The following is a 25,938-nucleotide window of genomic DNA, read 5'->3' as shown; positions in this document are numbered from 1 at the left end:
ATGTCCAAGTTATCTGCCTTTTCCGAACAAGACCACTTGCACGGTATCAATCAGGATCAGGGCATCCAAAAACAGACTATTATTTTTTACGTAATACAGATCGTATTGCAGCTTTTGCAAAGAATCTTCTACCGAAGCACCGTAAGCATAGCGAACCTGCGCCATGCCGGTAATGCCCGGTTTAATGCTATGCCGTAAATTGTAAAACGGTACTTCTGTACAAAGCTGGTCAACAAAGTATGGTCGCTCAGGTCGAGGCCCGACAAAACTCATATCACCATAAAGAACATTGATAATTTGTGGCAATTCATCGATACGCAATTTACGTATTATATTGCCCACGCGCGTCACCCTCGGGTCGTTATTACAGGCCCATTGTGGTACACCGTTTTTTTCGGCATCGCTGCGCATACTGCGAAACTTAAGAACCATATAAGTACTGTTGTTTTTTCCCACTCTTTCCTGCCTAAAGAAGATAGGGCCGCGATCCTCTAAATAAATAAAGATGCTAGTCAGCAACATAATGGGTGAGGTAATCACAAAAATTAACGCACTAATGATCAAGTCAAATGTTTGTTTGCCAAACTTACGCAAAAAACTCTGATTAAATCCTTCGCCAAATATCAACCAGCCAGGATGCAACGATTCCACCCTGATCTGACAAGCTTCACGTTCAATAAATGCGGTAGATTCAATCACCTTAATGCCGTGTAACTTACAATCCAACAGCTCTTGCAAGGGAAATTGAACGCCACGCCGATTCATTACCGACACAACAATTTCATGCACATTATGCTGCTTCAAAACAGTGGTCAAGTCACTGTTATTGGTCAACAGTTCATTTACAGGCACCAGACATTCTTCGCCTTCGGTGGGAATAAAACCAACCAGTTCGTAGTGATGATAGGAAGTATTATTGAGGGCCAATGTTCTACATTCATTGGCTAATTTACCGCAGCCCAGGAAGGCGATGCGTGACTTGAGTAGCCCAACTTCGGAAAATTTGAAAATCAATGCGCGCGTGCCGATGATCATCGACGCGGCAATGAGGACGACTAAACCTAAAATCCCCCGTCCAATATACAAATCCGGCAGCAAATAAAACAACAGGGTAATCAGTGAAAAGCTTAATGCAAATGACGGGATCAGGCGCAGTAAGGTATTGCGTATTCCCTTCCGGTAACTAATTCGATACAGACCAAACGCACTCATGCTGAATGCGGTTGCGACAGCAAAGGCAATGCCAGATATGAAAAAAAATTCGCGATGCGGGGAGTAATGATAGTTACTGTCAAGAAAACGTAACATTGCTCCTAAATAAGTTGATGCAAATGCTTCTAAAAACTCAACACACAGCAAAAACGCCGTGATTTGCGGCACATGGTGATTGGCAATACGCATAGTCTACATTCCCACTTTGCATGATCTCAGTATTTAGCATTAAATCGTTTTTTGGAGAGTGCTTTATCTCCCTGAATTAGCTTACGAGCCCAAGGGTCGCTATGCGTCTAATACAAGGTTATAGATATTCGCTTTGACAATTTGCACCAGCTTTTTTCCTTGCAGGAAAATACCGGAATCTTCAGATAAATTCAGTGGAATTGTCTGAAATCCATATCATCATATCAGCGATATTTGTTTACGAGATGAATTATTGTTCTCAAGAATCTCAGGTACGCTAGCATTTGAACTATTAGGACTTACGCAAAATTGTTCCAGTAAGGCACGCCGACGCAGACAGTACGAATGTACAGCAAGGAGAGCGTAACGCCGCTGGAGCGGTTTTGCGTAAGTCCCACTTCAGCATCCATAAGATAAGGCAACATACTGCTTAATGCAGATCCGCTGAAATACCTCTGATAAATGCAAAAAAACTGCCTGGCTTACACCAGGCAGCTACTCTATTTACTGCATGTACGGATTAAGTTCTACGACGCCGTAAAAATGCCAGTCCTGCCAATCCTAAACCGAACAAAGCTAATGATGCTGGTTCTGGGGCGGCGCCAAATACTTGAGATGCGGAAATTACTGTCCAGCCATCTGCTGTTGCTGTTGCATTTGCCGCGAATTGTGTACCCAAGTACAAGTCATGGTTGCCACCGTTAGGATCAGTCAATGAATCCGTTGCCAGTTGGCTTGCCCAAGCCCCACCAGTTACATCCATATAACCCTCACCAGTACCGCCGATTGACGCGTCTTGATAAGTGGAAGTATATGTTGCAGCAGGTATGCCGCCGAGGATACCTGGCGAAAAATCGGCTGATAGCATCAAAGTACCGCCTGTAATGCCTGTGTAGGCATACTGACCAGTACGACCGCCAGGACCGTCAGCAGGGGTGTAGTTAGTTGAATTCATATACATATTCAACCAACCGCCTGAATCCAAAATTGTTGTGGAAGGCCCGGTGATTGAATTGGTGACTTGTACCTCGTAATCTTGCAAGCCACCGAACATACCTGTCAGGTATTGGCCAGCGCCAGCACTCCAGATAGTAGTACCGGTAGATATTTCAGAAATCGAGCTGATGGAGAATATCCCCCAAGAGCTTTCTCCTGCTACACCACCAGGCACCGCACCGCCTGCAGTTGCGCATGTCGCAGCGGTAGTGCATACCAGACCAGCGGTATTGCCGTAACCAACAGCAGCTGAATCATAGTTAGCCACGGTAAATTTCAGATTACCGGATTCTAAGATTACTGGACCGGCAGACGCTACTGTGCAAACTGCAAACGCTAGTGCAACTGCGGTGGAAATTTTTTTGATATTCATTTAAGTTACCCCTTAGATAGGTTGAATCGCATCATCTACGAGCTTGAATAAGCAAAAGCTGTGCCAAATTTAGAAAATAAACATAACTCGTTGATTTAAAAAGAAATTGCATCAAAAAAAAATTCCACCTAAAACACACCACATCCATACTGTAAAAAAAATCGACATCGCTCTGTTTATGCTGAGCAATACACAAATTTTCTTTCGTAATCCAACGTTTTTCCATAGGGGAATTTTTCATAGCTTAGGCAGTGCACTTTAGCCGCCCCTTCCTTGCCTAACAGCACTAAATCAGCCGAGAGGGCATCTGCTAGCAGCATGGGATCTGCGGGGCAGTCCAACCGCAATTGCACCTCCCATAGCAAGCCATCTTCACGCTGACTTAAGCGAAAAGCACCAGAACATTCACGAGCAACATTAGGATTGTTATACAAAACCTGCTTAAAGTGATCGACATGCCAATTACCAGGGAGCATGTCTTTGCTGCGGCCAAGCAAGGCAATCAACGGTAGTGCTGGTGCCGTTAATCCAAGAATGCTTTTTTGCAACACTTGCGCAAGGTGATCCGCATCAATGAGCTTGGCGCGGTCGCCCGTTTTGTAACGCATTAGAGGAACAGGCGCTGCAGTATCGAGCACGGAAACAACCAGATCTCCATTGCCGCTGGCATCGCGATTAACTACCTCAACATAGGTTCGCAAGGGGTTGAAGCATAGCAACGTAGGCAGAGGTGCCTGACTGGAAATATCGCCCATCAAATCCTGCAATAACGTCTTATTTTTGACACAGGCACGCCGGATAGCAATGCTTTCCCTCGTTTCATTAAACAGATTCAAGCCAAGCTCACCGACTCCCATAGAGCTCCCGATTAAACCGCTATTGGCATCACTCAAATTAATGGCAAGACTGGCCGCCAAATAGTCGCGAAAGCTTTCAGTAAATGTTTCCTCTCCTATAATCACATTCATTTTATAGCGCGCCCAATCCAGCCGAAGCTCCTCAGAATAGTCACATAAGCGTTTCAGGAACAAGGGGTCGCCGCAGAGAATAATTTGTTCAAACAAATGGCCGGTTTGTTTTACGATGGCGCAAGCCATATCCTCACGAACACTCACATTCGCAACACATAGCGCTTTTGACTGAAAGGTAACGCCCATCGGAAGGCAGTTGATCAGCAAGGTACGCCTGCTATCAACGTTAAAGGCCAAGTCCAGCCCAAGATCAATCAAAAAAGGAGTCGAGTTGTATTGATTGCGTGTACTAATACCCAACGCATATCCACCTTGCCCATGTCCGGAACTGGTGAGTATGGAAGCCAGATCAGCTAATTTGGTATTAGCTACGATCAATTGCTCAATCGGGAAGCGGCGAAATGTGTTGGTTTTTTCTAACAGAGGGCAAAGCTGAGCAAAGTCAGCTGGCGTGCGTACTTGACTCGCTTGTACGCTGGATTCTGCCAGCAAGGTTTGATAGGCGGGAGAGAATTGCGCTGCGCGATGAAATGATCGCAACAATTTCTTTTCACCAAGTTTAAGCAATTTTTGCGGTGAACTGCGTTGGAGTTGGGACCGAATAAGGCGCCGCAGCAGTTTCGCTAAAATAGCATTCATGGTTGATCATCGAAAAGATGTTGGGACGCACTCATCCATAGCAGTGAAGAGAGTTCTAAACAATAACGCGTCAACTCACCTCAAATTAATTTTTTCTACATAAACTTATTTCTTCTTGGCTTGACTCTTCATACTTCCAACCAACGTCTTTACCATGATCCAAATAGGAATAGGTTCGTCGTTGAACCATGCCGCTAAAAATCGGTTCTCGCGCCTTAGTCTGACATTCAGTTCCTCAAGGTCAACTATATGCGGCGTAACTTGTCCGTAATAGTCAGTTTGCGGTCCGATAGGAATAAACTTGAACCCCATTTTCTCCAGTGACCGCGCCAAGGATCGCTCCATTGCGGCATACCAGTAACGGATATTGTTTTGACGGCTGTGCCGGTACATTTCTCTATACATACCCAGCAATAGCAAAGGACTGTTGGTGCTACGCTGATGGCTTTCCGGATTTGGCTTTATGCTCGCAACACTACCCTCTTCAACAAAATCTTTGGATACCCCTTCCATCGAATCGCCCCGGCGACGGCGGTAGGTTTTGCGCACTACCAAGCGTGATATTTCGCCACACATCTTACGATCAGGAAACTCAAATCCATCAAATACACCGCAATGACTCTCGAATGGATATTCCTGCTCATCGTGCGGCTGAACCAGCCTGACCGTACCTACAATGGATTGATCTAAGTTATATGCCGCAAAATGTGTTGAGCTTTCATCGTAGTTATCCGTTTCCATTTCTTCCTGGAAATCGTCCGCCGTTAAATATTTACATTCAAGACAATAAACCTCATATCGGAGTTTATAGATCTCCTGCAATACGGTTGACTCCATATTGCCTCTGAGTACTTTGTTGAACATGAAGTAAGGAATAAGCAAGTCCCTCTTACCGAGTAATATCTCAATCAACATTTTGATTTTCCTATTCACTCAAGCCGCCATATTACGCACAGTCTTTCCTTCATTTACTCAAAAAAGACTAAAACATCAGCCTAGTCAAAAATGAAAAGCACGTCCAACGGCATTCCCTAAGTTGATCCACCGCCTAAGCGGCCCGTCGTTACAAACGCTCTGCATATTTTCCAATCGTATCTTCCAACCATATCTTTCAACTTCGTTGAGTGCTATCGCATTACTACCGCTGATGCTTCTACAATATGGCGCTGAAAAGGATGACTAGGTTTGGGGTACAAACCGGTGATTCGTTTTACGTAGTCCACCGTTTCCGGGTAAGGCGGGACACCACGATATTTTTCAACTGCCTTTTCGCCTGCGTTATAAGCAGCAGCAACCAATACAACATTCCCTTTAAAGTACGCTAACAGCCATTGCAGATAGGCAATGCCGCCCTTTAAATTTTGCTCAATATTGAACGAATCTTTCACGCCAAAACGTTGCGCCGTTTCAGGCAACAACTGCATTAAACCTTGTGCATTTTTTGGCGACACAGCATGTGCATTAAAACCTGATTCCACAGAAATAATAGCTAATACTAAATTCGGATCGATGCGATAAAGCGGGGATAGTTTTTCCACCAGATCGAAGACTTGACCACGCGGAAATTGTTTCTCCAGCAATACGGCCTGCTGCTCCACAACCTTTGAAATCTCCTCCGACTTACATGCTGGTAATTTGATCGTTCCAGACCTGACGTAGTGTGTCATCGTCTTGGCCTGTACATGCCCTTGCTGTGCTGCCGTGTGGAACAAGAGTGCCGCAACGTCATCGTCGCGTGCCACCCCGCGTCCATTTGCATACATCCAGCCCAACGCGTACTGCGCATCGGCATAACCTAATTTTGCAGCTTGGCAATATAGCTCTAGTGCAAAGGCATAATCTCTTGGGATGCCTTCGGCGTTTTCATATTGTCGCGCCAGCTTCGTTAATACCATCGCTTCTGTAGGAATGTTGTCATCAGTACTCAACAGCAATTCAACATGACCAGCAAATGCCGAGCTACCAATTGCAAAAGTAGAGCAATAAACCAACAAACAAACGTATTTTAAACTTGCCATATGCAATCCAAGGACTTGCGCCCTTTCATTAACATTAGCTCGAAAATGATTTTTAACAATGCTGAAATTCAGCCTGTGATATTCGGCCTGAATTCATGCATCGACTTTTAGTGCCGCCGGACATCACTTGCCCACAGTTAAGATATGGTACAGGTTCTAAAGTCAGCGCAAGTATCAGACAGACAAATTTTGACGAAAAATTTCAACTATTTTTCTGTTTTTTTAAAGAATGATGTCAAGCAATACAACTGAAATTCGACACTGACATTACTCTTCTTTTTTTCTGGGCGATAAAATAGCTTTATGCAAAAGATGGCGTGTCAGCAACAAGAGTGGCATACGCAGCCAATTGGCGCGCAAGTACAATGCAAAACGCGCAACACCGGTGTAGCGATCATTGCAACTGGCATGTTTTGGCATTAGCGCACGCTCAAACAAACTGTCCATCAACGCAAGCAATACTGAGTTAGGCCGCCCCGAATCGGCCGCCTGCATTACCTGCAACGGTATTGGCGTATGCAATAAACGTGCGGCATAACGCAACGCATAAAACAGTGGGCGGACAAGCTCCAACTCTTGCGCACGCGTAGTAAGACTGGTCCAAAATCCGGGCTCTGCAGAGAAATGCACCAACAAGGAATGAATGTCGACCAAATCACGCAAACCTTGATCATATTCGCCGTCATGAAACAAATGCACAGCACTGTGCAAAACCATGTCGATCGGTGCAAACACCAAGGTTGTTAAATCTCCATTAGCCGGCACTGCCGCTGCCAATAATTTTGTCGAATCAGGATGTAGCCGAGCCGTTACCGGCAAAATAGCGTGATGCACGTCAATGGCGGTGGCACGCGTCAGATGTTGCATTGGTGGCAGTTCGTGCATCCAGGTGCGGTAATAGCGCTGATCATAACCATCATGATGTGTAGCATTCCAGCCATATAACATCAGCGTTGACTCAACAAGATCCAAATTTTCCTTCGGCACAATAATGTCGATATCCGAAAATATTCTCCCGCGTGAGTGCGGTAGCGCAGCCATGACATAAGCGGCACCCTTCAGCAATATCAATGGCACTCCGGCCTCGCTCATTGCCTGGCGGATAAACTCAACTTCCCACAACACTGATTGTGTATGCCTGCTAGCCAACTTAGCCGACCAATCAAGATGCCGACGTGGTTGTGCTGGAATGCGCGACAACAGACCAAGCGCAAGTAATTGCGCATGCAAGCTGGCAGTCAGATTGGCATGCCTGAGTTGACGCAAGAGTAAATCCCATTCGTGCAGATTCCAATCAGGCAACGAGGCAGGGTCACGCAACGCGGCAAGTATCAAACCGTTTGGCCTCATGCTTGCTTTGTTAAGGTTAAATTATCAAATACCTGCATTGCCTCATCAAGCTCGCTATAGCTAAAGTCGAAGGCCTGACTATGATCGATGAGTTGGGCCAATGCTTGAAAGCCTTGTTGCCCCAGCAGCCCATAATTGAATGAATTGTCTGCGACGCGCATGAAGGCGCGTGCAGAAGGAATCTCTTCGAGACGGGTTTCCGCACCTACAGTAAATTTAGGAAAGATGATCCATGCAGCGCGAGCGGGTTCTTGCCCACGCTGCACACTGTCAGTAGAGGGTTTCATGTGGGCGACTGTGCCTTTGATCGTATCTTTCACGACAGGACTAAATATGGCAGAAGGGACATAACGTTTGATGACTTCTATGGAACCATTTTTCAAACTGACGGGGCGTGGAAATGACTCAATCAAGCCATCATTCAAGCGTATTAGGGTCAGTTCATCCGACAACAAGCGCCAGCCCCGATTTATCAAGGCTGCGCACAAAGTGCTTTTCCCGGAACCGGGAGGTGCTGGCAAAATGGCGGCTCGCCCGCCCTTTTCCACTACGGCAGCATGAATCATGAGGTAGGTATGTGCATGGTTAGAGACGCACCAATTTAACCCCCATTCCAGCATCGGGAAGGCTTGACTATAGGGTAAGGGTTTAAACGGTAACTTTCCTTCAAACTGAAACAGAACCTGCGACCGCAACCAGCGACGAAGATTACGCGGTGGCGCTAATGTCACATGAAAATCGGCAAACTCATTACTAGCCAGGGAATAATCGGCATACAGCAGCCCCAAGCCATGTGCAACCGCTGGAATACGGGTTTTTATGTGGACCACAAATGCGCCCGTTTGCAGGAATAATCCCTGACGCAATTGCCGAATCAGCTCCGAAGGAGTAAGCGAGGAAAGTTTCAATCAGGCGCACTCAATTAAGGCTAGCGCTTGCAAGTCAGTCAATAAATTTTGCACGGATTGCACAAAATCAGGCTCCGCCTCTTGCTGCCATTCAGCACCAAGTAACGATGCCAGGCTACTGACATCCAACGGTGAAATTTCCAGTTTTTGAAGAATTTGGCCAGCAGCCAAACCTAGCAGATGGGTGCTTCCAGACTGAGGGTTATAGACAACATACTCATCCCCCCAAATTCGTAAGTTATTGGCAGTAGTGGTAACGGTTCGCCATTTCATTCTTATCAAGAATCCTCAACTTATAGAGACTAGGCCTGTACGTTCTGCAGGTAGGTGACGATTTTATTGCAGTTCCAAGAAACGATTGCAGTCGGATGATATACCTTCGTCTGTAACCATTCATTACCCATTTCGAGGCATTGTGAGGTTGTTAAAAAGTTGCTCGACCATCCCATACAAGCATTCAGATAAGCGGCAACTAAATACTGACCAACACAATCATAACTATTGGTGTCAGTCGTGCATTTTCCTGCCAACACATCTGCACAGGTGTAGTTATAGTACGGAGATCCTTTAGTACAGGAGCGGAATACACTGCTAAATTTAGTTGTTTTATCTATTGGCCAACTGCAATCACCTGCCCAGTAATAAGGACGGCGACAGCGGCTAGCTGGCGGTGTTCCGTGGGTACTCTGATTAACAGAACTAAATCCGGATGGTGAAATTTCATGGCAAGCTAACAAGGAACGGCTCGCCAATGTCATTAACACGCCCGAGGCTGCCAACCCTGCTTTGGTAAAGCGCCGGCGTGACTCTCCCGCAAAATCAGTTATTTCTGATTTTTGAGGTTGAGGTTTATCTTCGTCTTGCGGGGTCTGTTCAATCGTCATGACGCTCTCCGTCCTGCATACCATTTTTACACGATGAATCCCAAATAGAGATCCTAATTAGATATCCTATCGTATTGCACGTATGTTATAGCAATTCAAAGCAAGATACGTTCCACTCAGCAACGCAAAATAAATTTCCTTTTTTATCAACAACTTAGAGAATATTTTATGAGCGCGGATCATAAACTCAACAATTTCACTAAAAAGCGTAAAAAATATCGACAGTCTTTAACTGATAAAAAATACGGTAAATACATTCAGCCCAATACCAGTGCACATTACATTTACAGCGCATTCTCAGTCAAGCAAATATTTCCACGCTTCACCATATCGGGAAAATATTTGCACCACAACCAACAAATACTCCCACTAGGAAATTGAAAAAATGCCGCGTAGCATCAGTTCAGGTATTATATTAATCACTTGCCAAATAGCCTTCAACATAAAAAAGCAATAGTCGATCAATAGCACCAGATAAAACGATTTAAGCGCCAGCAGCTAAGCTAAACGTACAACATAGGTAGTGCATGAGTTCAATTATTGCCTTAAAAAACATCCTGACCGAAACCCTTCATCTCGGCGCCCAAGCACAAAAACTGCAAGCAGACTCCATGCTGCTTGGCAGCTTGGCCGAGCTCGACTCGATGGCCGTCATCAATGTAATCGTTGCAATCGAAGAACATTTTGGCATCACCGTTGAAGATGATGAAATCAGCGGCAACACTTTCGCCACACTAGGCAGCCTGGCCGCCTTTGTCGATAGCAAGCTCTGAACCCGGCCTCAAATGAGCGCGTCGCCCCCACCCATTCAAGCCTTCTTCTTACCCACTCCGATTGGTCAGCGCTTTTGCTTATATCATGCGCCCACACTCAACAAGATTGACGCAGATCTTGGCAGCATTGTGCATGTGCATGCCTTTGCGGAAGAAATGAACAAGTGCCGGCGCATGGCTGCAATGCAAGCCCGCGCACTTGCAGGGCTGGGCTACGGCGTACTACAAATTGATCTGTACGGTTGCGGCGATAGCAGCGGCGATTTTGCCGACGCACGTTGGGATATCTGGAAATCAGACATTGTCGCTGGACTAAATTGGCTGCAACAAAAACACAGTAAGTCATTAAATCTTTGGGGTGATCGATTGGGCGCATTGCTTGCGATGGATGTTGTGCGCGAGCGACGTGAGCAGATAAATAAACTCATGCTCTGGCAACCCGTGTTTAGCGGCGAACAGTTTATGACACAGTTTTTCCGCCTGCTGCTCGCCAATGAAATGGTCAGCGGCAAAGAACAATCCGTCAGCGGCACTAAACAGATACGCGCCATGCTGGAAGCGGGTGAGACGATAGAAATAGCCGGCTATGAAATAGCAGCAGATTTGGCAAAACAGATAGATAGCCTGAACGCACAAGACTGGCTTCTACCAGCAGGTCAATTGCACTGGCTGGAAATAAGCAATAACGCACAAAATGAACTTGCCCCGGCACGTCAGTTAATCGCCGACACATGGCGGCAATTGGGCAATTCCCTACAAGTACATCGGCTATCCGGTTCAGCCTTTTGGCTCGCTCAGGAAACCATCATTGCACCCGAATGGCTAAATGCCAGTTGCGCCATTTTTGCTGGAGCCGAATGATGCACTATGAAGAAATGGCACTCAGCTTTACTTGCCAAAGTCAGCAATTGGTGGGAGTACTTAGCCAACCGGAACAGGCAGGACAATCCGGCGTATTAATCATTGTAGGCGGCCCTCAATATCGCGCGGGTAGCCATCGGCAATTTACACTGCTGGCGCGTCAACTTGCTGCACGCGGCATCCCGGTAATGCGCTTCGATTATCGCGGTATGGGCGACAGCACTGGCGAGCCAATAAACTTCGACAATATCGATGCCGACTTGAGTGCTGCGCTAGATTATTTCTGTGCGATAGCGCCCAGCATACAGAGCATTGTTTTGTGGGGTTTATGCGACGGCGCAACAGCAGCAGCACTTTACGCCCAGCACGACCCGCGCATTAGCGGCATCGTCATGCTAAATCCATGGATCAGGACAGAACAGGGACTAGCCAAAGCCTACCTAAAACATTACTACCCAAAACGATTGCTGCAAGCTGATTTTTGGAAGAAGGTTTTCGGTGGAAAATTTAATGTCCTACACGCCGCTACTTCGCTATTTCAGCAACTGAAACCGGCACATCAAAAAGAGACAGCGCAGCTTGAGCTTCCGGAACGCATGCTGGCCGGGTTGCAGAATTTTAATGGCCGTGTCTTACTGATCTTGAGTGGTCAAGACCTGACTGCAAAGGAATTTACCGAGGTTAGTAGCACATCCCCGCAATGGAAAAAATTCTTGAAGCAACCGCAGGTATGCCAGCATGAACTCGCTGCAGCCGACCACACATTTTCGCGTCGCGCATGGCGAGATCAGGTTGCAGGTTGGACCGCTGCCTGGCTTATGGAAAATTGAATTAATCCATTCAATTAGAGCAGCAAAATATCTACCTCCCCAGAACAACATAGCGTAAATCCCTCCTACAAATTCGCCATAGGCATGTCGTTTTTCATTAAATAACGATGAATTTGTACGCGTCTACAATTGACCATAAAAATAAACTAAACGGTATTTATTACTAAAAATGAACTGTAAACTTATTAATATTATTTAAAACAATCCCAATAAAACCGCATAAAACCATATATTTCTTGCTTTTTACAACGTTTACTTTGTCTTATTTAATTTAATAGTACAATTAATTGCGAATCATAATGATGACTTACACCACACCAGATCGACAGCAATAACCAGTCAGCACCGCTGATTCGCGTAACACCCTCTAGCTTTCCATTCATTGCAATCCCAGCCTTTGATCTTCGATTACACAATCGACCAATTAAAATTAAACGGAGCAAAAGATGAAAAAAAATCCCAAATCACCACAGCACGCAACAGAAAATACCAGCACAAATCCAGTAGACACGCCCAGCGAAACCAAAGGAATCTCCCGCCGACAAGTACTTCGTACCGGCGCCGCTGCGGCAGTGACACTCGCCGTCGGCTGGAGCAACTCATCAAACGCAGCCAAAGCAAACACTGCACCACGCATCGTCATTGTCGGCGCAGGATTAGCCGGACTGCGCTGCGCTCACAGCCTATGGAATCGCACCAAACCTATCGCATCAACCATTTACGACGCCGACACCAGCCACCTTGGCGGTCGCTGCTGGTCATTAAGGGGATTTTTTGATAATGGATTAATTGCCGAACAAGGCGGGACCTTCATTAGCACGACCGACAGCAACATTCTCGCCCTGGCTCAATCACTCGGACTTCAAACCGAAACCGTCAACGGCGGAGCACTCCCCAAAGGCCAGTTTGTTGCCTGGGTCAACAACAGCACCTATAGCGAAAACGCGCAACAGAATGACTGGAACAATCTGGCCTGGCCCGCCTTTAAGGCGTCCTATGCACTGACCGGACCAACAAGCAGTTACAACAACTACACACCCGAAGCATTCCGGCTAGACAATATGTCTTGCCTGGACTACCTGACAGAGATCGGACTTGATCCGAATTCGCGCTTAGGCCAACTCATTCAAACCATTCAAGTTGGCGGCGGAGGTACCGCCGCAGACAGCTCAGCATTGAGCATGATCCAATGGCTGGGCAATGACCAAACCTTCGACGGCGGCGGCTTCGATGAAGCACTTCACATCAAGGGCGGAAATGACCAAATTATCAGCGGCATGATCAGCCAGTTACCGGCAAATTCGATCAAGCAAGGGTATCAACTCACCGCACTATGCAAAAACAATGACGGCAGCTATAACTGCACATTCAACAACAACGGCAATAGCAGCAATGTCACCGCCGATCACGTCGTGCTTGCATTGCCATTCAGCACCTTACGCTTAGTCAACCTGACCGGTGCCGGACTATCCACCCTAAAATTGACGGCAATCAATCAACAGGGAATGGGACAAGGATCGAAGATAACCTCGCAATTCTCAACCAAGACCTGGCCCGCACTGAACTACAACGGCGTAACCAACACCGGCCCCTCCGGCTACCAGACTGCCTGGGATGAATCAGTCCCATTAGGACCAAAAGGTCACCCGGCATTAATGGTTACTTTTCCAGCAGACTCCAGCTTAACCGGCGCCGTACGCGGAGCAACACCAAGCGCCGATATCAACTGGTTTCTCGCACAGATCGAAAATGTCTACCCAGGCACTACCGCCGCCTACTCAGGAAAATCCTACGAAAGCCGCTGGGCACTTAGTCCTTGGCAGCGCGGCACTTATCACTACTACAGAGTCGGCCAAATGACCCTGTTCGCGGGATACGAAGCCGCACAGGAAGGCAATATTCACTTCGCCGGCGAACATACCGTCATCTACGACTCCACAATGCAAAGCGCCGTACTTTCCGGCGAACGAGCCGCAGCCGAAGTAGCCGCGCAAATCTAATCCCCCCCCCACACAAAGGAACCGGGATTCGCCTGACACAAACGTGCCAGGCAAATCTCGCCCTCCTCCCGCCAGCCCACCCATCAATGCAAGAACATCTAAATTTAAACGGTATTTAAATACATAATTAAACTTAATAAATAAATTAAAATACATCGAAAATCAGACAATAATCCCAATTAATAGTGATTATTCACAACAATCAATTAAATTATGTGTATTATTTTAAATATTAGTACAAACAAATTTACCAGAAATTACTATCAAGTTAAAAAATAACAAGCTACACAAACACTGATGACAATAATCATAGATTGGAGAAAATAGTAATGCAGCCCAGCAAAATTGCATTTTTCCCTGAAGCCGCATACGGTCCGGCACTCAATTCAATTGGCATAGCGCAGGCAGTTGCGCAATTGGGGCACAAAGTAGTTTTCCTTTCCGATCCCGGCTTCGTTGCGCTGTATCAGGAATACGGATTTGAAGCACATCCGGTCAATTTGTCTGCGCCGATGGCCGCAGAAGAAATGGCAAAATTCTGGGAGAGTTTCATCAATGGGCACATTCCCAACTTTAGCAAGTCGCCTTTCGATCAAATTGATAATTATGTGAAGGACTGCTGGGCTGCCATTGTGGACAGCGCAAAGTTCGCACAAGAAGACCTGCCGCGCGTGCTGGATAAAATACGCCCTGATTTAATTTGCGTAGATAACGTAATTTTATTCCCAGCGATAAAACAATATGGCACGCCTTGGGTACGCATCATTTCCTGCTCTGAAAACGAGATCGAAGACCCCGCAATACCGCCCCATCTTTCCGGCTGCGCCATGCAAGACAGCGCAGCACATGCGCGTTTTCGGGCCCGATTTAATGAGGTGATCCGCCCCTTGCACGATGACTTCAACGCGTTTCTGGCTAGCGCAGGCGAAGCACCGTATCCTCTGGGACAGTTCTTCGAGACCTCGCCTTATTTGAACCTATTGCTTTACCCTGAGCCGGTAAAATTCAAACGCGCTCATCCGTTGCTATCGCCTCAATTTGAGTATCTTGAGGGATGCGTCCGCCAAGAAAAGCCCTATGTTGTGCCGCACTTTAGCGCACACAATGAAGCACCATTAATTTATGTGTCGTTTGGCAGCCTTGGCGCTGGCGATGTCGCGCTGCTTAAGCGCCTGATTGCTGCGCTAGCAACCATGCCATACCGGGTATTGGTTAATGTCGGTGCCTATAAGGATCAATACACCGAGTTACCGCCGAATGTCATCGTTGATAGCTGGTTCCCGCAGCCATCAGTCATCCCATTGGTCGATCTGGTGATACATCACGGTGGAAATAATTCATTCACAGAATGTCTGTTTTTCGGCAAACCGGCCATCATCATGCCGTTTGTCTGGGACGGTCACGACAACGCCACACGTGTCGAAGAAACCGGGCACGGATTTAAACTTAATCGCCATGACTGGACCGAAACTGCGCTGATTAGTCAGATGGAAATGTGTCTGTATTCACCCGTAATTCAAACCAAATTAGCCGCTACCAGTCGGCATATGCAGGCACAGAACGGGCCGGCCAAGGCAGCAAGATTACTCGATGAACTTCTATCAAAGGAGTACATCTGCTATGTCTGAATTTCAAAGCTCTGCGCCACATTTAGTCGATGTATCGACGCGTACCGACTTACTCAATTGGGGTCGTCAACCCAACTCCATTGAAGACGAATTTAAAGCTGAATCGCATTCAAGCGGTCGCCTCATTCATAAAGGACCAGACAACCAACCCGAAGTCGGCTTGTGGGTCTGCACACCGGGTCGCTGGCACCTTTCCATTCCACGCGATGAACTCTGTTACTTCGTCGCTGGGCGCGCCACCTATGCACATCTGAACGGCGAAGTAATTGAGGTAATGGCTAGCACGTTGGTCATGTTCACCGCAGGCTGGCAAGGCGAATGCACTGTGCACGAAACCATCCGCAATTCCTACATTTTGCTTTGAACAGCGATCCTGACTCATCAACTTAATAATAAATCCGGAGCATCACAATGGTTACCCCTTACCTCAGAAATCCCTTAGCGCAAACCGAATTAATTGCATGGGGCGTGATTCCAACCATGCTCGAAGGCACATCGCACACATCAGGCAAGCTATTACACAAAGGGCCGGACGGCCAGTCTGAATGCGGCATCTGGCGCTGCACACCGGGCAAATGGATCTGCCACGTGACGCGTGATGAATTTTGTCATTTTCTGGCGGGTCGTTGCACCTATGTGCATGAGAGTGGCGAAATTATTGAGATCACTCCTGACACTGCCGCCTTCTTTCCACAGGACTGGAAAGGCGTTTGCACCGTACATGAGACGGTCACCAAAGTTTACATGATACGTTGAGGAGAAAATAAGAATGAGCATCCGCGATCTCGAACGTCGGCGTTTTATTAGCGCCGCTGGCATTGCACCCTCCCCTTGCATCGCGCTGGCGGCGGATGCGTCATCACGCTGCTATTTCAGACTACCGAATGCCCAGCCCGCGCAATTATTAATGGACATGGAACCGGATTCGCCCGACCTGTCTGCCTACATCCTTATCAGTCACTACCTCAACAACATCGGCCTTTCCGCGCCACGCGTTTTGCGCAGCAACTCTGCGACAGGGCTAACACTGATCGACGATTTCGGCACGCAAACCTACACCAGTGCATTAGCGAATGGGCACGACGAAACCACGTTATACGAACTGGCCGTCGATGCGCTGGTAACACTGCATAGCGCACAACATGTGCCGCATGAACTACCAACTTACGACATGGCCGCATTAATTAGCGAAGTTGAGCTTTTTTTACATTGGTATCTACCAGAATTAAAACAAGGCGCAACCAAGTTCGGCCAGCAATTTATTCAACGATGGCAGGAGGCATTAAGCGATGTGGCACAGCGACGCGATGCCTTGGTGCTGCGCGACTACCACGTTGACAACCTGATGATTATTCCTGAACGAATTGGAACCGCTGCCTGTGGTTTGCTCGACTTCCAAGACGCGCTAATCGGTTCCCGCGCTTACGACTTGATGTCGTTGTGCCAGGATGCGCGACGTGATTTATCTGACGGGCTGGAACAACATCTGATCACGCGCTATTTGAACGCCATGCCTGAGATTAATCACCCACAATTCTTATCCGATTATTGGCTGCTAGCTGCTCAGCGCCACACCAAGGTAGCGGGCATATTTGAACGTCTGGCGCGGCGCGATGGCAAATATCAATATCTGCGCCATCAACCACGTGTTGTTCGGCTGCTGCGACAAGCGCTCGAACAAGCGAACTTGCAGGCAATTACCAACCTGCTTGACCAACATTTTCCGCACTGGGAAATTGTCGGGCTACCAATAAAACAATCCGCATGAATTTAACTATGAAGCAAGCTATGAACTCCCTATTTTCAATCGAAACGCCCAGCTACTTTATCAACCCCAGGTTCATTCCTGCTCAAGGTTTGGTCAATACCGTGCGCGACCCTGCCAATGGCAACACGGTTGGCGTATTTGCCGAGAGTCGCCCTGAAGAAATCGACGCAGTACTTACTTCGGCAACCGCAGCGCAACGGGATTGGAAACAGCTCGATGCCAAGAGCCGCGCCAAAACATTGCACGCGCTCGCCAATGCGATTGAAACAGCAGACCTGCGTTACTGCGCCGAATTGATGACACGCGAAATGGGCAAACCCTACCCCGAAGCAATTGGAGAGCTAGCTAACTGTGCACCGATTTTTCGCTACTACGCCGAACTGGCACGTGACGATGCGGGCAAGGTCGCTGGCACCACCCAAACCGGCTCTTTTCAATATGCAAGGTACGAGCCGCTCGGCGTCAGCGTCCACATCATGCCGTTCAATTTCCCGATTTTATTAATGTGCTGGACGGTAGCCGCATCGCTCGCCAGCGGTAACGGATGCATCATCAAACCGGCACCGGCTACCACCTTATGCACGCTCGAATTCATGCGCTGCTTTACAAACTTACCTGCAAACTTTCCCAATGGCCTTGTGAATTGCTTGCCCGGCGGTGCCGCCGTGGCCGAAGCATTGATTGCATCCGAACGTACCCACGCCGTAGCCTTCACCGGCTCAGTCGCCGCAGCCAAAGCGGTTGCCGCTGCTGCCGCCACATTAATGAAACCGGCAGTGATCGAAGCCGGTGGAAGTGATCCGATGATTATTTCCAGTCATGCGCCGATCGACATCGCCGCAGCGGGCGCTACCACGGCCGCATTTCATATGTCCGGCCAAGTGTGCACCTCAACCGAACGGATTTACGTTGTGGATTCAGTGTTCGACGCCTTCGTCGCCGCCTTCGTCAATTGCACATTAAAGCTACGCATCGGGCATGGTTTGCAGCGCAGTGAAATCGGCCCGCTGGTGAGCGAGGCGGCGCGCAACAAAGTAATGCGCCTTGTTGATGCAGCCGTCGCGCAAGGAGCGGTAATCGTCACCGGCGGCCGCATCCCACCCTCCCAAGAACGCGGCTGGTTTTATGAACCGACTATTTTAATTAACGTGACTCACGACATGGACATCATGCGCGAAGAATGCTTTGGCCCGGTTGCCAGCATCTGCCGCGTAGCAGATTTTAACGAAGCCATCACACTGGCTAACGACAGCGCATTTGGTCTGGGCGCTTCCATTTTTACGACCAGTCTGGAAGAAGCGATGGAAGCTGCAGAAAGGATTGAAGCGGGCATGGTCTGGATTAATAATCCGCTGATCGACAACGACGCCCTGCCCTTCGGCGGCTGGAAGTTATCCGGCCTCGGACGTGAATTATCGCGTCAGGGTTTAGATGCATTCCGCCGCTCGAAAATGGTCATTCTGAATCACAAACCGGCGTTGCAAGACTGGTGGTACCCCTACCCGGATAGCTGGTTTCATGATGCTGGCGGCCGTACCCATAACTAATTTTTCACTCTCTTCAATCTCTTACTTACTACATCGGAATATTTATGAAAATAGTCATACTTGGAGGCGCAGGCTTGATGGGCGCAGGCATTGTTCGCGATCTGCTTTCCGAACGCGCCATTATTGATATCCGCTGCGTGCGGATTTGCGATAGCTCACTAGAGCGGATGAACAAACTTAAAGCCGAATTAAACGACCCGCGTATCGACTTGCGTCAACTCGATGTCACCAACCCGGCTGAGATAGCTGCCGCGTTAGATGGCATGCAGTTGTGCATCAATTCTGTGCCCACTCTGGCCGGTCACCAAATGGCGATTTTTGAAGCCGCGCTGGCCGCGCGCGTTAGCTATATTGATCTGGGCGGACTGGGAACGTATACCGTCAAGCAACTCGCCGAGCATGCACGCTTTGCCGCCGCAGGTGTCACGGCGGTAATCGGCGTGGGAGCTGATCCGGGCATGTCGAATGTGATCTGCCGCGCAGTCGCCAACGAACTGGATACCATCGACAGCATTAACCTGTACTGGGCCGCAGAGCTGGTCGGCGCAGAAAATCCGGTATTGTGCCCACCGTACAGCGTATCAACCGTACTGGCTGAATATGCACATCCAAGCACCCAATTCCTGGATGGGAAACATGTTCAGTGTGCGCCCCAGCAAGGTCGTGAATTCATGACACTGCCGGAACCGTGGGGGCATTGCGAGTTTATGTATTCACCGCATTCCGAACAGCTAACAGTGCCTTTAGCCGAAGGCATTAAAGAAAAAGGGATTCGTGAATTTACCTGGAAACTTCACCTGCCGCATCGCGAACATGAGGCCTGGGTTGGGCTGGTGAAAGCCGGATTCAACGACTTTGAAGAGCCCTTGTTAGTTGACGGCGTAGCGATCAAACCAGTTGACTTTCTTAGTGCGCTCATCAATCGTAATATCGCAAAAAATGCAGAACATATTCCTGCTCAAGATAGCCATGAAATTCATCTTGCGATTGGGCGCGGCCGCAAAAACGGCAAGGCATGCACAGTGCGTTGTGAAGTTATCGTCAAACCGAATCCAATGTATGCATCCTACGTTGATGCCTGTACATCAATGAACGCTTCGATTGCAGCGCAGCTCATCCTGTCAACGCCGCAACGCGCTGGGGTGTTTGCGCCGGAGTCTTATTTTGATATCCCAAGCTACTTCCGCGAGTTAGAGCGACGCCATTTTTCTATTCGCCTTGTCGTTGAAAACTGATCATGCAGATACTTCACCTACATTGTGGAACGCTATCAGTCGGGCTCGCGCCCACATTAGGCGGCGCATTGACTTATTTTCGTACGCAGGGCAGCAACGGCAATGTAGATTGGATGCGACCGTGGTCGGATCATGGACGAGGCCCGCTGGACAGCGCCTCCTTTGTGATGGTGCCATTTTTCAGCTGGCTAGAAAAAGACGATTTCATGTTCGGCGACCGCCATGTCATGCTGCCGCCTAGCGGCTTTGGCTTCAATCGATCATTGCTAGGTCAGGGCTGGACTACGGCGTGGACAGTAGATGAGTTGACACAAACTTTGCACCGGCAGCGCGCAACACTGTCACACCACAATCATGGCGGCGCGTGGCCGTGGCGCTACCACGCTCAACAAACCATTGAATTAAACCCAGAAAGACTGTCGATTACGGTAACACTACGCAACAAAGATACCAGTCCAATGCCCGCCGGTATCGGGCTCCACACGTTCTTCCCCTGGAGTAAAGGCTTGCGTGTGCAAACGCAAGTTAAGGCCATGCATTTAATGTCAGAGTTGGGCCTGCCTTATGCGGCAGACCCCAACCACCCTGCCGTACAAATGTTGGCAGAAGGACTGGAACTACAAACTGGGTTGGATAACGTCTTCGAGCAATGGAATGGCAGGTGCACGATATCTGGGCAGCATGGCAGTTTACGCATGACGGCAGACTCACCTTATCGCTTCTTATGCATAAACGCTCCGCACAATGCAGATTACTGCTGCGTCGAACCAGTAACACATACCACTAACGCCATCCATGTCCAGAACATAGATGGCGCTGAAACCGGTTTCGTGTTGCTCGAGCCTGGAGCCAGCATGACGGCGACTGCCCACTTTCAACCCACCTCAATCTAAAAACCACTCCATGAATCAAGAACAACTGTTCATCAACGGCACATGGCAACCGGCTCGTCGCGGCAGACACATCGATGTAATCAATCCGGCGACCGACACGGTGTTCGCAACCATCGCCGCCGCAGATAGTGACGATGTTGCCGACGCGGTGCATGCCGCAAAAACAGCGTTTGACAGTGGGCCATGGCCGCGCATGAGCGGCAGCGCACGCGCACAGGTATTGCACAAAATTAGCGCGGCTATTCTGGATCAACTAGATAAATTAGCGGAACTTGAAGTGCGCGACAACGGCAAACCACTCCCAGAAGCACGTTGGGACATCAGCGACGCCGCAGCCTGTTTCACTTTTTATGCTGACATGGCAGAACAGGAAGAACGTCGTGAACCAGAGCTGCCTGCCCTGCCGGATGCACGATTTAACTCGCAGGTAGTGCGCGATCCGGTTGGTGTTGTCGGCGCGATTATTCCGTGGAACTATCCGTTGTTAATGGCCGCATGGAAAGTAGCACCGGCACTTGCCGCAGGATGTACGGTAGTACTCAAACCGTCAGAGCTGACCTCGCTCACCGCGTTGGCGCTAGCCGACATCACACAGCAAGCCGGGCTGCCAGCGGGCGTGTTGAATATTATTACCGGCTTCGGATCCGTCGCCGGACAGGCATTGATTTCACATCCGGCCATCGACAAGCTGGCCTTTACCGGCAGCCGGGCAATCGGCTCCGTCGTGATGCAGGCAGCAGCGCAAGATATCAAACGCGTCAGTCTTGAGCTAGGCGGAAAATCCCCGCTCATCGTCTTTGGCGACAGCGATATTGACAAGGCACTTGAATGGATACTGTTCGGTATTTTCTGGAATCAGGGGCAAGTCTGCTCCGCCACATCCCGCGTGCTGATTGAGCGCACACTTTATCCGCAGTTATTAGCACGCCTGACTAGCGAAGCAAAACGGATAGTAATCGGCAACGGCATGCACGAAAAGGTACAACTGGGTCCATTGATTTCACGCGAACATCACCAAAAAGTGTGCGCCGCAATTGATCGCGCTCTTGCTGACGGCGCAACACTAATAACTGGTGGATCAACTCCGCCTGCCAACAATCATTCAGGTTATTTTCTAGCGCCCACCATCCTTGCTGATATGGGCACAAATAGCTGGATCTGGAATGAAGAAGTGTTCGGCCCGGTGCTCTGCGTGATGCCTTTTGACACGGAGGAAGAAGCCGTCACTATCGCCAACAACAGCCGCTATGGTCTGGCTGCCGCAGTCATGTCAACCGACCTTGCGCGCTGTGATCGCGTAGCCCAAAAACTGCGCGCAGGCATCGTCTGGATTAATTGCTCGCAGCCGACTTTTGTCGAGGCGCCGTGGGGCGGATTTAAGCAATCCGGTATCGGACGTGAATTAGGGCGCTGGGGATTTGAGAACTATCTGGAAACCAAGCAAATCACTCGCTTTGACTCAAGCCAACCTTGGGGCTGGTATCTCAAAAAGTAAATTAACAAGCAGATTAAAAAGAGCACAAACCCAGTCAGCCGGACAGACTGATTAATTGATCAACACGCACATTAACCTGATTCCAATCCATGAACTCCACAACCCAACTCAGCACCACGCGCCTTTCTCCGCTTGTTCTCTTATGTCTCGTTGCAACCTGGTTTATCTGGGGTTCGATGTATCTGGCAATCAAGTGGGCGCTAGTTAGTTTTCCACCGTTTTACCAGATGGGTACACAATTTATCGTCGCCGGTATTTTACTGGCCATGTTTGCCAAATGGCGCGGCGCTAACTGGCCCGAACCTAGCCAGTGGGTGGGTGGGAGCATTTTGGGAGCACTGCTGTTACTAGGTGGTTATGGGTTTACCGCACTAGCCGAAACCCGAGTCGGATCAGGTTTGGTGGTCGCCTTTAGCGCAGTCGTGCCATCAATGGTCGCCCTGGCGGAATGGCCGTATGGAGCACGCCCTGGCATGCGGCGCGGAATTGGTATTGTCGTCGGGTTAATCGGTATTTTTTTACTCACTCAGGGTAGTGGTTTTAGCGCGTCAACCAGCGGATTACTATTCATGTTCATCGCTTGCGTAACATGGTCAATCGGTAGCGTCTGGGCGGTGTATGGACTGCCGGGCGGCATTTCGTTAAAAATAGCGCCCGGCTTTATGGGCCACGCCAGCCAGATGCTGATTGGTGGTGTGATGCTGCTGCTCGTTTCATTTGCGGTAGGCGAAGTGCCCGTTTGGCCGCCTGAGCCAATGGCGCTGGCAAGCTGGAGTTACTTAATGGTGGCCGGTTCGTTAGTCGGCTATACCGCGTATATGCTGCTGTTAGAACGCACCTCGCCCACGCTTGCGTCAAGCTATACCTACGTTAATCCTATCGTCGCGCTGGTTCTTGGAACCGTGTTAGGTGGAGAATTAGTCACCAGCTTTGAATGGGTGGCGGTTGCCGTCGTTCTCATCGGCGTCATACTTTTGATGTGGAAGCAGCGTAGCTAAAAGATAGGTACAGTGCAAGTAAGCGCAAGTAAGCACAAAGCCCATCAGCGGTGCGCAAGCCGATTTTCCAGATTCATGGAACGAAGTAACAATCTGGTATGAGAGTCTTGCACTCCGCACTTTGCCCGCAATTCTTCCGTCAGGCGCACTAAATCATCCTGATCGTGACAAGCCACGCGCAACATATAGTCGAAGGAGCCAGTAAGTAATATCGCTTCGATAATCCCTGTTACGCGCTGCAATCTAGTTTCAAATTCGAGCGCAGTAATTCCCAGAGCTAATTTGACGTCAATAATTGCAATCAACGGCAATTCCAACGCCTGCAGGTTCACTTTGACCTGATAACCCTGAATGACCAAAGACTGCTCCAAACGGCGCATCCGTTCAGCAACGGCATTAGCACTTAAGAATACTTTTTCGCCCAAATCTTTATAACTAATTCGAGCGTCTTTTCTTAAAAATTCGATTATTTCTCTGTCTATCTTATCTATCACAGCGATTTTCTCCGTAAAAAACCTATTTTACCCTATATTTACGATGAAAAAGAATTGGCATTCCTGCTAGTATTTCCACGCTAATAAATGAATCCGAAAATATTTAAATTTATGTGTAAGGAATTAAATTATTTCAGGACTCATGCAAAGTGATTCGCTTTATAAATAACGCCTTATGGGCGTCAACAGGAAAGGAACTGCCACTCACAATAACTAACCTCACTCAACCTAACAATCAGCATTCCTAGCGTAACGCCACCAAGAGTGCGCGTTTTTGCATCCCTGTGTTTCATGGTTTTATTTAATTGGAGATAACGATGTTTATCCGCTTTATTACCGCAATGATTTTTTCAGTCATTTTCTGTGGCGCTGCACTAGCCGCTGGAAAACCCTACGATGCAGCAACCTTTGATGCGTTGAAAAATGAAGGCAAACCAATCATGGTTCTTGTTTCAGCACCTTGGTGCCCTTATTGCAAAAGACAGGACGAAGTCGTCAACACGCTGTTGAAAGATCCACGCTTTCAGACATTGAATGTCGTCGACGTTGATTTCGATACCCATCAAGATTTTCTCAAGACCTGGCATGTACCGATTCAAAGCACGATCATCATGATCAAAGGCGGCAAAGTAATCTCTCAAAACGCTTTTGACATTCATGCAGATTCAATTGAAGCAATGATGCTTAAGGCACTATAACCATGAGCATCGGACTAGCCAGCTTAGGGCTCGCAGGTGGCGCGGGCATATTATCGACACTTTCACCCTGCGTATTACCGATTCTGCCTATTCTGCTGGCCGGTGCGCAGAGTAGTCATCGTTTCGGCCCGCTTGCCCTGACGGCTGGTCTGGCCACAGCATTTACCGCAATGGGTGTATTGCTTGCCACCGTTGGGGCCTCGATCGGCCTTAACCCAGAGCACTTCCGCAACACTGCCGCTGTGGTGTTGATTATTCTGTCCATCGTGCTGCTTTCCGAGAGGTTGCAGCAGCAATTTGCCCGACTCACGCAAGGTTTGGGTAATGCAGGACAGACATGGACGCAACGCATTCCGCATGAAGGATGGTTAGGGCAGCTAGCACTTGGACTCACACTCGGACTGGTCTGGAGCCCGTGCGTCGGGCCGACATTGGGCGCGGCAATTACGCTTGCCAGCCAGGGAGAAAATCCTCTTCAAATGACTCTGGTCATGTTGCTGTTCAGCTTGGGCGCATGCCTACCTTTACTTGCATTAAGTCTGATGTCACGCCGAGTGATTCAACGCATCAAGGGCAATTTGATTGGTGCAGGAAAGATAGGGAAAAATGCACTTGGCTTACTACTGCTCACATTAGGAATACTGGTGCTGGGTGGATTAGATAAGCAACTTGAGGCATTCTTGCTTACTAACTCGCCAGAATGGTTAACGACATTCACAACGTCAATTTAGCTTGAATTGTCAATGCTCTGCTCATACTTACGGCTATTACAAATCAGCACCAAGAAAGCCACCGTTTGGCATTTGAAAAATGCCAGTGATTCACATTTAAAGTGGATTGTGTGTCATTTGGTCTTTACCAACAATAATGTTGCCAAATTTCAATTTTTGATTTACTGTCTTTAACTTGTTTGTGGCTCCAATGTGTAGGTTCGGAGACGTTCATGGCTTTAGGGTGAATAGCTCTTTTCGGCAGAGGCTGTGTAAAAACGCACCCTAAAAAGCAATAAAAAATAATTCAAAAAATCTGTCAACGAGGTAAACAGAAATATCTCTCAAGCGTTATATAAAAAGTCGAATCCACGTTAAGGAGCGTTGATGAAGCGATTTATCCAAGGAGAGCACCGCACCCAAAGCACGCTGCTGCCGGAGGTGCTGGATGATTATGTGACCGAAGAG

The 25,938-nt window shown here is 48.5% G+C and carries 26 protein-coding genes; 15 read left to right on the top strand and 11 right to left on the bottom strand.

Going from position 1 to position 25,938, the window contains the following annotated elements:
* Positions 1 to 9: 9 nt before the first annotated feature.
* The 10 genes from S2091_RS21765 to S2091_RS21725 form a co-directional block, all read right to left on the bottom strand.
* Complete coding sequence (locus S2091_RS21765) at positions 10 to 1,401, bottom strand: TIGR03013 family XrtA/PEP-CTERM system glycosyltransferase (RefSeq protein WP_105534080.1); 1,392 nt, start codon at positions 1,399 to 1,401, stop codon at positions 10 to 12.
* Between the two features lie 299 nt (positions 1,402 to 1,700).
* Entirely contained in the window at positions 1,701 to 1,826 is a 126-nt protein-coding gene (locus S2091_RS24680; RefSeq protein ID WP_279338280.1) for a hypothetical protein, read from the bottom strand.
* Positions 1,827 to 1,921: 95 nt separating this feature from the next.
* Entirely contained in the window at positions 1,922 to 2,770 is an 849-nt protein-coding gene (locus tag S2091_RS21760; protein WP_105534079.1) for a PEP-CTERM sorting domain-containing protein, read from the bottom strand.
* Positions 2,771 to 2,946: 176 nt separating this feature from the next.
* Positions 2,947 to 4,284 (bottom strand): phenylacetate--CoA ligase family protein, encoded by a 1,338-nt coding sequence (locus S2091_RS21755; RefSeq protein WP_133166955.1) that lies wholly within the window; start codon positions 4,282 to 4,284, stop codon positions 2,947 to 2,949.
* A gap of 201 nt (positions 4,285 to 4,485) precedes the next feature.
* The gene (locus S2091_RS21750; protein ID WP_105534077.1) at positions 4,486 to 5,295 is read right to left on the bottom strand and encodes a PEP-CTERM/exosortase system-associated acyltransferase; all 810 of its coding nucleotides are present in this window, start codon (positions 5,293 to 5,295) and stop codon (positions 4,486 to 4,488) included.
* Positions 5,296 to 5,507: 212 nt separating this feature from the next.
* Positions 5,508 to 6,398, bottom strand: coding sequence for a transglycosylase SLT domain-containing protein (locus S2091_RS21745; RefSeq protein ID WP_105534076.1), 891 nt, complete (start codon positions 6,396 to 6,398; stop codon positions 5,508 to 5,510).
* A 267-nt stretch (positions 6,399 to 6,665) separates the two neighbouring features.
* On the bottom strand, positions 6,666 to 7,748 hold the full coding sequence (locus tag S2091_RS21740) for a nucleotidyltransferase domain-containing protein (protein WP_207769782.1): 1,083 nt from the start codon (positions 7,746 to 7,748) through the stop codon (positions 6,666 to 6,668).
* Positions 7,745 to 8,614, bottom strand: a complete 870-nt coding sequence (locus tag S2091_RS21735) for an HprK-related kinase A (protein ID WP_279338281.1) — start codon at positions 8,612 to 8,614, stop codon at positions 7,745 to 7,747. Before S2091_RS21735 ends, S2091_RS21740 begins: the two co-directional genes overlap by 4 nt.
* A 42-nt stretch (positions 8,615 to 8,656) precedes the next feature.
* Entirely contained in the window at positions 8,657 to 8,929 is a 273-nt protein-coding gene (locus S2091_RS21730; protein ID WP_105534074.1) for an HPr-rel-A system PqqD family peptide chaperone, read from the bottom strand.
* 29 nt (positions 8,930 to 8,958) lie between these two features.
* The gene (locus tag S2091_RS21725) at positions 8,959 to 9,540 is read right to left on the bottom strand and encodes a hypothetical protein (protein ID WP_105534073.1); all 582 of its coding nucleotides are present in this window, start codon (positions 9,538 to 9,540) and stop codon (positions 8,959 to 8,961) included.
* Positions 9,541 to 10,067: 527 nt separating this feature from the next.
* Between S2091_RS21725 and S2091_RS21715 the strand changes: the two genes are divergently transcribed.
* From S2091_RS21715 to S2091_RS21655, 13 genes are all read left to right on the top strand, one after another.
* A complete protein-coding gene (locus S2091_RS21715) occupies positions 10,068 to 10,313 on the top strand; it encodes an acyl carrier protein (protein ID WP_105534071.1) in 246 nt (81 codons plus the stop codon).
* Positions 10,314 to 10,325: 12 nt separating this feature from the next.
* Positions 10,326 to 11,174, top strand: a complete 849-nt coding sequence (locus tag S2091_RS21710) for a hydrolase 2, exosortase A system-associated (RefSeq protein WP_105534070.1) — start codon at positions 10,326 to 10,328, stop codon at positions 11,172 to 11,174.
* Positions 11,171 to 12,004, top strand: a complete 834-nt coding sequence (locus tag S2091_RS21705; RefSeq protein WP_243405525.1) for a hydrolase 1, exosortase A system-associated — start codon at positions 11,171 to 11,173, stop codon at positions 12,002 to 12,004. Before S2091_RS21710 ends, S2091_RS21705 begins: the two co-directional genes overlap by 4 nt.
* 446 nt (positions 12,005 to 12,450) lie before the next feature.
* On the top strand, positions 12,451 to 14,004 hold the full coding sequence (locus S2091_RS21700) for a flavin monoamine oxidase family protein (protein ID WP_105534068.1): 1,554 nt from the start codon (positions 12,451 to 12,453) through the stop codon (positions 14,002 to 14,004).
* Between the two features lie 329 nt (positions 14,005 to 14,333).
* Positions 14,334 to 15,632, top strand: coding sequence for a glycosyltransferase (locus S2091_RS21695; protein WP_105534067.1), 1,299 nt, complete (start codon positions 14,334 to 14,336; stop codon positions 15,630 to 15,632).
* Complete coding sequence (locus tag S2091_RS21690; protein ID WP_105534066.1) at positions 15,625 to 15,996, top strand: cupin domain-containing protein; 372 nt, start codon at positions 15,625 to 15,627, stop codon at positions 15,994 to 15,996. Before S2091_RS21695 ends, S2091_RS21690 begins: the two co-directional genes overlap by 8 nt.
* A 47-nt stretch (positions 15,997 to 16,043) precedes the next feature.
* Positions 16,044 to 16,388, top strand: a complete 345-nt coding sequence (locus tag S2091_RS21685) for a cupin domain-containing protein (protein ID WP_105534065.1) — start codon at positions 16,044 to 16,046, stop codon at positions 16,386 to 16,388.
* A gap of 13 nt (positions 16,389 to 16,401) precedes the next feature.
* Positions 16,402 to 17,400 (top strand): aminoglycoside phosphotransferase family protein, encoded by a 999-nt coding sequence (locus S2091_RS21680; RefSeq protein WP_105534064.1) that lies wholly within the window; start codon positions 16,402 to 16,404, stop codon positions 17,398 to 17,400.
* A gap of 20 nt (positions 17,401 to 17,420) precedes the next feature.
* A complete protein-coding gene (locus S2091_RS21675; RefSeq protein ID WP_105534095.1) occupies positions 17,421 to 18,947 on the top strand; it encodes an aldehyde dehydrogenase family protein in 1,527 nt (508 codons plus the stop codon).
* 44 nt (positions 18,948 to 18,991) lie between these two features.
* A complete protein-coding gene (locus tag S2091_RS21670) occupies positions 18,992 to 20,182 on the top strand; it encodes a saccharopine dehydrogenase family protein (RefSeq protein WP_105534063.1) in 1,191 nt (396 codons plus the stop codon).
* Between the two features lie 2 nt (positions 20,183 to 20,184).
* Positions 20,185 to 21,075, top strand: a complete 891-nt coding sequence (locus S2091_RS21665) for an aldose epimerase family protein (RefSeq protein WP_105534062.1) — start codon at positions 20,185 to 20,187, stop codon at positions 21,073 to 21,075.
* A 10-nt stretch (positions 21,076 to 21,085) separates the two neighbouring features.
* On the top strand, positions 21,086 to 22,570 hold the full coding sequence (locus tag S2091_RS21660) for an aldehyde dehydrogenase family protein (protein WP_105534061.1): 1,485 nt from the start codon (positions 21,086 to 21,088) through the stop codon (positions 22,568 to 22,570).
* Positions 22,571 to 22,659: 89 nt separating this feature from the next.
* Entirely contained in the window at positions 22,660 to 23,568 is a 909-nt protein-coding gene (locus S2091_RS21655; RefSeq protein ID WP_105534060.1) for an EamA family transporter, read from the top strand.
* Between the two features lie 44 nt (positions 23,569 to 23,612).
* On the opposite strand, the gene S2091_RS21650 is transcribed toward S2091_RS21655, so the two are convergent.
* Entirely contained in the window at positions 23,613 to 24,062 is a 450-nt protein-coding gene (locus S2091_RS21650; protein ID WP_105534059.1) for an Lrp/AsnC family transcriptional regulator, read from the bottom strand.
* 317 nt (positions 24,063 to 24,379) lie between these two features.
* Between S2091_RS21650 and S2091_RS21645 the strand changes: the two genes are divergently transcribed.
* Both S2091_RS21645 and S2091_RS21640 read left to right on the top strand, forming a co-directional pair.
* On the top strand, positions 24,380 to 24,760 hold the full coding sequence (locus tag S2091_RS21645; protein WP_105534058.1) for a thioredoxin family protein: 381 nt from the start codon (positions 24,380 to 24,382) through the stop codon (positions 24,758 to 24,760).
* A 2-nt stretch (positions 24,761 to 24,762) separates the two neighbouring features.
* Entirely contained in the window at positions 24,763 to 25,491 is a 729-nt protein-coding gene (locus S2091_RS21640; RefSeq protein ID WP_105534057.1) for a cytochrome c biogenesis CcdA family protein, read from the top strand.
* Positions 25,492 to 25,938 lie beyond the last annotated feature (447 nt).

Source organism: Solimicrobium silvestre, assembly GCF_002976435.1.
Taxonomy (GTDB): domain Bacteria; phylum Pseudomonadota; class Gammaproteobacteria; order Burkholderiales; family Burkholderiaceae_D; genus Solimicrobium; species Solimicrobium silvestre.
The sequence above is the reverse complement of the archived record's forward strand: the minus strand, read 5'-3'. Positions and strand labels throughout refer to the sequence as shown.

Excerpts from the sequence above, each read along its gene's own strand:
- S2091_RS21765 (WP_105534080.1), bottom strand. The coding sequence starts at position 1,401 with ATGCGTATTGCCAATCACCATGTGCCGCAAATCACGGCGTTTTTGCTG.
- S2091_RS24680 (WP_279338280.1), bottom strand. The coding sequence starts at position 1,826 with ATGTTGCCTTATCTTATGGATGCTGAAGTGGGACTTACGCAAAACCGC.
- S2091_RS21760 (WP_105534079.1), bottom strand. The coding sequence starts at position 2,770 with ATGAATATCAAAAAAATTTCCACCGCAGTTGCACTAGCGTTTGCAGTT.
- S2091_RS21750 (WP_105534077.1), bottom strand. The coding sequence starts at position 5,295 with ATGTTGATTGAGATATTACTCGGTAAGAGGGACTTGCTTATTCCTTAC.
- S2091_RS21745 (WP_105534076.1), bottom strand. The coding sequence starts at position 6,398 with ATGGCAAGTTTAAAATACGTTTGTTTGTTGGTTTATTGCTCTACTTTT.
- S2091_RS21740 (WP_207769782.1), bottom strand. The coding sequence starts at position 7,748 with ATGAGGCCAAACGGTTTGATACTTGCCGCGTTGCGTGACCCTGCCTCG.
- S2091_RS21730 (WP_105534074.1), bottom strand. The coding sequence starts at position 8,929 with ATGAAATGGCGAACCGTTACCACTACTGCCAATAACTTACGAATTTGG.
- S2091_RS21725 (WP_105534073.1), bottom strand. The coding sequence starts at position 9,540 with ATGACGATTGAACAGACCCCGCAAGACGAAGATAAACCTCAACCTCAA.
- S2091_RS21715 (WP_105534071.1), top strand. The coding sequence starts at position 10,068 with ATGAGTTCAATTATTGCCTTAAAAAACATCCTGACCGAAACCCTTCAT.
- S2091_RS21710 (WP_105534070.1), top strand. The coding sequence starts at position 10,326 with ATGAGCGCGTCGCCCCCACCCATTCAAGCCTTCTTCTTACCCACTCCG.
- S2091_RS21705 (WP_243405525.1), top strand. The coding sequence starts at position 11,171 with ATGATGCACTATGAAGAAATGGCACTCAGCTTTACTTGCCAAAGTCAG.
- S2091_RS21700 (WP_105534068.1), top strand. The coding sequence starts at position 12,451 with ATGAAAAAAAATCCCAAATCACCACAGCACGCAACAGAAAATACCAGC.
- S2091_RS21695 (WP_105534067.1), top strand. The coding sequence starts at position 14,334 with ATGCAGCCCAGCAAAATTGCATTTTTCCCTGAAGCCGCATACGGTCCG.
- S2091_RS21690 (WP_105534066.1), top strand. The coding sequence starts at position 15,625 with ATGTCTGAATTTCAAAGCTCTGCGCCACATTTAGTCGATGTATCGACG.
- S2091_RS21685 (WP_105534065.1), top strand. The coding sequence starts at position 16,044 with ATGGTTACCCCTTACCTCAGAAATCCCTTAGCGCAAACCGAATTAATT.
- S2091_RS21680 (WP_105534064.1), top strand. The coding sequence starts at position 16,402 with ATGAGCATCCGCGATCTCGAACGTCGGCGTTTTATTAGCGCCGCTGGC.
- S2091_RS21675 (WP_105534095.1), top strand. The coding sequence starts at position 17,421 with ATGAACTCCCTATTTTCAATCGAAACGCCCAGCTACTTTATCAACCCC.
- S2091_RS21670 (WP_105534063.1), top strand. The coding sequence starts at position 18,992 with ATGAAAATAGTCATACTTGGAGGCGCAGGCTTGATGGGCGCAGGCATT.
- S2091_RS21665 (WP_105534062.1), top strand. The coding sequence starts at position 20,185 with ATGCAGATACTTCACCTACATTGTGGAACGCTATCAGTCGGGCTCGCG.
- S2091_RS21660 (WP_105534061.1), top strand. The coding sequence starts at position 21,086 with ATGAATCAAGAACAACTGTTCATCAACGGCACATGGCAACCGGCTCGT.
- S2091_RS21655 (WP_105534060.1), top strand. The coding sequence starts at position 22,660 with ATGAACTCCACAACCCAACTCAGCACCACGCGCCTTTCTCCGCTTGTT.
- S2091_RS21645 (WP_105534058.1), top strand. The coding sequence starts at position 24,380 with ATGTTTATCCGCTTTATTACCGCAATGATTTTTTCAGTCATTTTCTGT.
- S2091_RS21640 (WP_105534057.1), top strand. The coding sequence starts at position 24,763 with ATGAGCATCGGACTAGCCAGCTTAGGGCTCGCAGGTGGCGCGGGCATA.